This window comes from Maribacter aquimarinus (genome assembly GCF_047345505.1).
Lineage (GTDB): Bacteria > Bacteroidota > Bacteroidia > Flavobacteriales > Flavobacteriaceae > Maribacter.
Map to the genome: position 1 here is coordinate 1 of NZ_JBLFEO010000049.1, position 5,855 is coordinate 5,855.

General features: G+C 49.7%; 7 protein-coding genes. 1 reads left to right on the plus strand and 6 read right to left on the minus strand.

Annotated elements, in window-relative coordinates:
• Positions 1-249: 249 nt before the first annotated feature.
• Entirely contained in the window at positions 250-1,041 is a 792-nt protein-coding gene (locus ACKWCC_RS18945) for an HAD family hydrolase (protein WP_413997541.1), read from the minus strand.
• A 154-nt stretch (positions 1,042-1,195) separates the two neighbouring features.
• Between ACKWCC_RS18945 and ACKWCC_RS18950 the strand changes: the two genes are divergently transcribed.
• Entirely contained in the window at positions 1,196-1,618 is a 423-nt protein-coding gene (locus tag ACKWCC_RS18950) for a secondary thiamine-phosphate synthase enzyme YjbQ (protein WP_413997542.1), read from the plus strand.
• Positions 1,619-1,660: 42 nt separating this feature from the next.
• On the opposite strand, the gene ACKWCC_RS18955 is transcribed toward ACKWCC_RS18950, so the two are convergent.
• From ACKWCC_RS18955 to thrS, 5 genes are all read right to left on the minus strand, one after another.
• Positions 1,661-1,843, minus strand: a complete 183-nt coding sequence (locus tag ACKWCC_RS18955; protein WP_413997543.1) for a hypothetical protein — start codon at positions 1,841-1,843, stop codon at positions 1,661-1,663.
• Between the two features lie 164 nt (positions 1,844-2,007).
• Positions 2,008-2,352 (minus strand): 50S ribosomal protein L20, encoded by a 345-nt coding sequence (gene rplT, locus ACKWCC_RS18960; RefSeq protein WP_413997544.1) that lies wholly within the window; start codon positions 2,350-2,352, stop codon positions 2,008-2,010.
• A gap of 147 nt (positions 2,353-2,499) precedes the next feature.
• On the minus strand, positions 2,500-2,697 hold the full coding sequence (gene rpmI, locus ACKWCC_RS18965; RefSeq protein ID WP_109649079.1) for a 50S ribosomal protein L35: 198 nt from the start codon (positions 2,695-2,697) through the stop codon (positions 2,500-2,502).
• A gap of 299 nt (positions 2,698-2,996) precedes the next feature.
• On the minus strand, positions 2,997-3,551 hold the full coding sequence (gene infC / locus ACKWCC_RS18970; protein ID WP_413997546.1) for a translation initiation factor IF-3: 555 nt from the start codon (positions 3,549-3,551) through the stop codon (positions 2,997-2,999).
• A gap of 72 nt (positions 3,552-3,623) precedes the next feature.
• Positions 3,624-5,564 (minus strand): threonine--tRNA ligase, encoded by a 1,941-nt coding sequence (thrS, locus tag ACKWCC_RS18975; protein ID WP_413997545.1) that lies wholly within the window; start codon positions 5,562-5,564, stop codon positions 3,624-3,626.
• Positions 5,565-5,855 lie beyond the last annotated feature (291 nt).

Below are 5,855 nucleotides of genomic sequence, written 5' to 3' on the forward strand. Positions count from 1 at the left end.
GCGTCATAAAGGGGCTCTTAAGCAAGGTTTTTGCACCGATCGGAAATGGTGGCCGAAATGCGCCCCGAATCGTAGCGGCCTAAAGTTTATAATCCTTGCGAAAATCAGCAAGCCCTAAATAAAACGAACAAACCCCTAAGCGCCCACCCAAAAACCCAAATTATTCGGTCATTTTCATCATTAAGGACAAAATTTCGATTTTTTTTACTACCAACTACCAACTATCCACTACCCACTACCCACTATCATTTACAACAATTTTTCCAGAATACGCTCCACACCGTGTTCGTCGTTGCTGCGGGTACGGTATTTGGCACTGGCCAGCACCTTGGGGTGGGCATTTTCCATGGCAAAGCTATAATCGGACAAGGCCAACATCTCCAGGTCGTTGTTGTAATCGCCAAAGACCAGCAATTCGTCCGCGGCCACTTGGTGCAGGTGCATCAGCTTCCGTAGGGCATAGCCCTTATGGGCGTTTGGGCTGGAGATATCCACCCAATGGCTGCCGGAAATCTTAACCTGGAGCTCTTTTTCAAGGGGGCGCACATAGGGATAAATGTGCTCTTCGGAGCCCTCAAAATGAAACAGGGCCAGTTTTATGATCTCTTGGGAAACCTCTTCCAACCGCGGTACCAGTTCAAATTTGGAATAATATTCCTTTAGTTTTTGCACAAAGGCCTCGGACCCTGCGCCCAGATAGGCGGTGTGCTTGCCGCAAAGCACCGGATGCACACCCTCCGCGGCCTCCAACAGGGACAAACTCTCTAAAATATGGGAATGGGGCAGGGGCGTGCTCAGCAGTTCTTGGCCTCCCGCCACAACAAAGCCGCCATTTTCGGCCACCACAATAATGTCGTTCTTTATGGGGCTTAGTTTGTCTATTATACTGTTGTATTGTCTTCCGCTGGCGGCCACAAAAATAATGTTCTTGGAGCGCAGCGCGGCAAAGAGCTCAAAAAACCGGGGGCTCACTTCATGATCGGAATTCAGCAAGGTGCCGTCCATATCGGTCACCACCATTTTTATCTTGGATAGGTCCATACAAAAGTTTTAAAGGATGCAAAGGTATTTGTAATGGGGGCGATTATGGCTTAGTTTTACCAGAAATTGTGACGCTATCTTTTTTCAGGGAGAAGTGGCCCGCCGTCCAAGGCGATTTTTTTAATGTCTCCAAGAGCGTATCCAAGAAAAGAATATGGAATTCCACCAAAAGCAAATACGGCTCAGACCTCATTCCAGGGGCTTTCACTTGATCACCCGGACGGTGGAAGACGCCATTCCCGAAATCAAGGGCATCACCACGGGCATTTGTCAGGTTTTTATCCAGCACACTTCGGCGAGCTTGGCCATCAATGAAAATGCCGACCCCACTGTGCGCACCGATATGGAGCGCCATTTTAACGTCATGGTGCCCGAAAATGCCCCCTATTACATCCATACCTATGAAGGGCCGGACGATATGCCCGCCCACATCAAGGCATCTTTGTTGGGCGCTTCAGTGCAGGTTCCCATAAGCGGGGGAAGATTGAATCTGGGCGTCTGGCAGGGCATTTATCTCTGCGAGCACCGTGATCGGGCTTCTGGCCGAAGTTTGGTCATAACGGCATTTGGTAACTGAATAAGGATGTCAGGCTGAGCGAAGTCGAAGCCCTGATTAAGTTCAGATATTATTTTTTTGCTGGAGTTGCTCCCGTAAAAACCGCACTTCTTCCTGCAAATGGGCAAGCTGGTTTTCGTACTGCTTATTGAGTGCTTCGGGAAAATGATTGTTGCCATCATTGAACTTACCCAAATGGTTGCCATTATGGAGCACCAAGCTGTTGTGAGACCAAATCGGTTCCACGGGGTCAGTTTCGCGTGTTTTATGGATGTTGGGCAGTAGGTCCCCACCCAGTTTTATGGCGTTGTTCTTCCCGCAGCTGGCAACTGGGAACAGGTGAAGCTAGGGCAAAAAAAAAATCCAGCCCTTGTGAGCTGGATTTTTCTTGAGTGAGATATGCGTTCCGTTTATTTTACCTTCTCCACAATGGCCTTGAAGGCATCGGGGTGGTTCATGGCCAGATCGGCCAGCACTTTACGGTTCAATTCTATACCGTTCGCCTTTACCTTCCCCATGAACTGTGAATACGACATTCCGTGCATACGGGCCCCGGCATTGATACGGGTGATCCACAGCGCGCGGAAATTTCGTTTCTTGTTCCTGCGGTCCCTATAGGCATAGAGCATCGCTTTTTCTACCGCGTTCTTGGCTACGGTCCAAACATTTTTACGTCTTCCAAAGTATCCTTTGGCTTGCTTCATCACCTTTTTTCTTCGGGCTCTGGAAGCTACTGCATTTACTGATCTTGGCATTTTTTCTAATTGTTTTTGTAGTGGGCGGCACTCAAAACGTGCACTTTCAATCTAAAATCTAAAATCTAAAATCTAAAATCTAAAATCTAAATTCTACATTCCAATTGCCCAACTCCATGGTGTTACATTTTACCTTTTAAGTACAACTTACTTTAAACGCAGTTGTTCCTTAATGCTGTTGACATCGTGATCGTGCACCAGGGTGCTGTGTGTCAACGCAAGCTTGCGCTTTTTGCTCTTCTTTGTAAGAATGTGGCTTTTAAAGGCGTGCTTTCTTTTGATTTTTCCCGTGCCCGTAAGCTTAAATCGCTTCTTAGCGCTGGATTTTGTTTTTTGTTTCGGCATTTTCTGCTTTTTATTTAATTGATCTCACTCTGTATGCTGTCCTTTCCACAGGGAAAGTACAGTAAGCGTTATGTAAATTGGTTCGCCAAGGGCAAACCAATTCTTTCTTGTTCATCTTGTCATGTTACGGCTCGGGGCCTCTTCCACCATTGCCATAATACGTTGGCCCATTTCATTATGAGGCAAACCAAGGACAGCTTTTCAGAGGCCCTTATTTCAATCTAAACGCCGCCCATAGTGCACGGGCAGCGTTAGGGTGATCGGTGCAAATCCAGCTGTGCGAAGCGCACCCAAAGGCTTTACTTTTTGGTCTTGGGGGCAATGAACATGGTCATTCTCTTGCCTTCCAGTTTGGGCATCTGTTCCACCTTGCCCAGTTCTTCCAGTTCCGAGGCCAAGCGCAACAATAAAATTTCGCCTTGGTCCTTGTACACAATGCTTCGTCCTTTAAAGAAAACATAGGCCTTTAACTTGGCACCATCCTTCAGGAACTTTTCCGCGTGCTTCTTCTTGAACTCGTAATCGTGGTCGTCCGTGTTGGGTCCAAACCGTATTTCCTTCACCACTACCTTGGAGGCTTTCGCCTTCATGGCCTTCTCCCGCTTTTTTTGCTCATAGAGAAACTTCTTGTAGTCTATGATCTTGCACACGGGCGGATCTGCCTTGGGCGATATCTCCACGAGGTCCAGCCCAATTTCGGCGGCTTTGTCCTTGGCCTGGGCCAGGGAGTACACCCCAACTTCCACATTGTCTCCCACAAGGCGTACCTCCCTCGCCGTTATTCTTTCATTGATTTTATGGGGGTTCTTGTTTTCCCTCCTTGGCTGTGGCCTAAATCTCTTTCTAATTGCTATGACGTACTGTTTTTGGTTATACAATCAATTTCCGTGGTCTTAAAAAATGATCCAATGGGATCAACTGTTTTTTTAAAACGACTTTAAGGTACTATTTATTTCCGTAGTAACCAAGTCTGCAAAGGCCTCCAGTGAAATGGCTCCCAAATCCTCGCCGCCGTGGCGTCTCACGGAGATGGTATTGGCCTTTTCATCGTTCTCGCCCACCACCAGCATAAAGGGTATTTTGTTCATTTCGGCCTCCCTTATCTTCTTGCCAACGGTCTCGCTCCTGTTATCAATGAGCGCGCGAATTTCGTGATTTTCCAAGGATTTCAAAACTTTTTGCGCATAATTTTCGTGTTTCTCGCTCACGGGCAGCACTATGGCCTGCTCCGGAGTGAGCCAAAGGGGGAAGTTTCCTCCCGTATGCTCCAGCAAAAGGGCAATGAAGCGTTCCATACTGCCAAAGGGCGCACGGTGGATCATTACCGGGCGGTGCATCTCGTTGTCGCTGCCCTTATAGGTGAGGTCAAAGCGCTCCGGCAGGTTGTAATCTACCTGTATGGTGCCCAGCTGCCACTGCCGGCCAAGGGCATCCTTGATCATGAAATCCAGTTTGGGGCCGTAAAAGGCCGCCTCTCCGGATTCCACCACAAACTCCAGCCCCTTCTCGGTGGCGGCGTTGATAATGGCCTGCTCTGCCTTTTCCCAATTTTCCACGGAGCCAATGTACTTGTCCGGTGTATCCAGGTCCCTGACGGAGACCTGGGCCGTGAACTCATCAAAGCCCAGGGAGTTCAGCACATAAAGCGATAGGTCGATCACGTTCTTGAACTCTTGGTCCAGCTGGTCCGGCATACAGAAAATATGGGCATCATCCTGGGTAAATCCGCGCACGCGGGTAAGGCCGTGCAGCTCGCCGCTCTGCTCGTAGCGGTACACCGTGCCAAATTCGGCAAAGCGTTTGGGCAGGTCCTTGTAGCTAAAGGGCTTGGCATTATAGATTTCGCAGTGGTGCGGGCAATTCATGGGTTTCAGCAAGAATTCCTCGTCCTCTTTAGGGGTGTGTATGGGCTGGAAACTGTCTGCCCCGTACTTGGCATAGTGCCCGGAGGTCACATAAAGGTCTTTCTGTCCAATATGTGGGGTCACCACCATTTCGTAACCTGCTTTTTTCTGCGCTTTTTTAAGAAACTGCTCCAAACGGTCGCGCAGGGCGGCGCCTTTGGGCAGCCATAGCGGTAGGCCCTGTCCCACCTTTTGGGAAAAAGTAAATAGCTCCAGTTCCTTGCCCAATTTCCTGTGGTCGCGCTTTTTGGCCTCCTCCAAGAGTTCCAGATATTCCTTCAGTTCCTTTTGCTTGGGAAAAGAGATGCCGTACACCCGGGTAAGCTGTTTGTTATTTTCGTCCCCGCGCCAATAGGCACCGGCCACGCTCAAGATCTTAATGGCCTTAACCATTCCCGTGTTGGGAAGATGCCCGCCGCGGCAAAGATCGGTAAAGGTGTCATGGTCGCAAAACGTGATGTCGCCGTCCTGGAGGTTTTCAATGAGCTCCACCTTGTACTCATTGCCTTGGCCTTGGTAAAAGGCCAGGGCATCGGCCTTGGAGACGGAGCGCATTTTAAAGTCATGCTTGCCCCGGGCGATTTCCAATGCCCGCTGCTCAATCTTTTCAAAATCCTTATCGGAGAGGTTGCCCTCCGGTAGGTCCACATCGTAATAGAAACCATTCTCAATGGCTGGGCCTATGGTGAGCTTAATGCCCGGGTACAGTTCTTCCAGGGCCTGGGCCACAATGTGGCTGGTGCTGTGCCAAAAGGCCGTCTTCCCTTCTTTGTCCCTCCAGGTGAAAAGGACCAGCTTGCCATCTGTTCGCAGGGGGGTCACGTTTTCCACCGTGGTACCGTTGAACTTTGCGGATATCACGTTGCGGGCAAGGCCCTCGCTAATGCTCTTGGCCACGTCAATGGGCGTGGTACCTTCTTCGTAGGGTCTAACGGATCCGTCCGGTAGGGTAATGTTGATCATATTGTTGCATTAATAGGTAAGGGGCAAAGATAGCACCTTGTTTTTAGGCCCACAACCACCCAGTTGTCCTCTTTTGTGGTGTTGGGCCAAGGCGGATGGCCCAAAAAGCCCGCACCTTCAAAAAATCAGTTGCGTTGCAACGGCGCCGTTGGGGCGTATCGGGCTCTCGGGGGCCTTGGCCGTTGGCCGTGCCCCGGGGATGCCGCGCCGTCCCCGGCGCGGGCGAACAATTGCCCTGGATGATTTGCAATTTTGGCAAAAATGGTGTAAGTTCAAGGTCCTTTTCAAAAG

What these genes read in the sequence shown, in the direction of transcription:
- ACKWCC_RS18945 (WP_413997541.1), bottom strand. Translation starts at nt 1,041, where the DNA reads ATGGACCTATCCAAGATAAAAATGGTGGTGACCGATATGGACGGCACC.
- ACKWCC_RS18950 (WP_413997542.1), top strand. Translation starts at nt 1,196, where the DNA reads ATGGAATTCCACCAAAAGCAAATACGGCTCAGACCTCATTCCAGGGGC.
- rplT (WP_413997544.1), bottom strand. Translation starts at nt 2,352, where the DNA reads ATGCCAAGATCAGTAAATGCAGTAGCTTCCAGAGCCCGAAGAAAAAAG.
- rpmI (WP_109649079.1), bottom strand. Translation starts at nt 2,697, where the DNA reads ATGCCGAAACAAAAAACAAAATCCAGCGCTAAGAAGCGATTTAAGCTT.
- thrS (WP_413997545.1), bottom strand. Translation starts at nt 5,564, where the DNA reads ATGATCAACATTACCCTACCGGACGGATCCGTTAGACCCTACGAAGAA.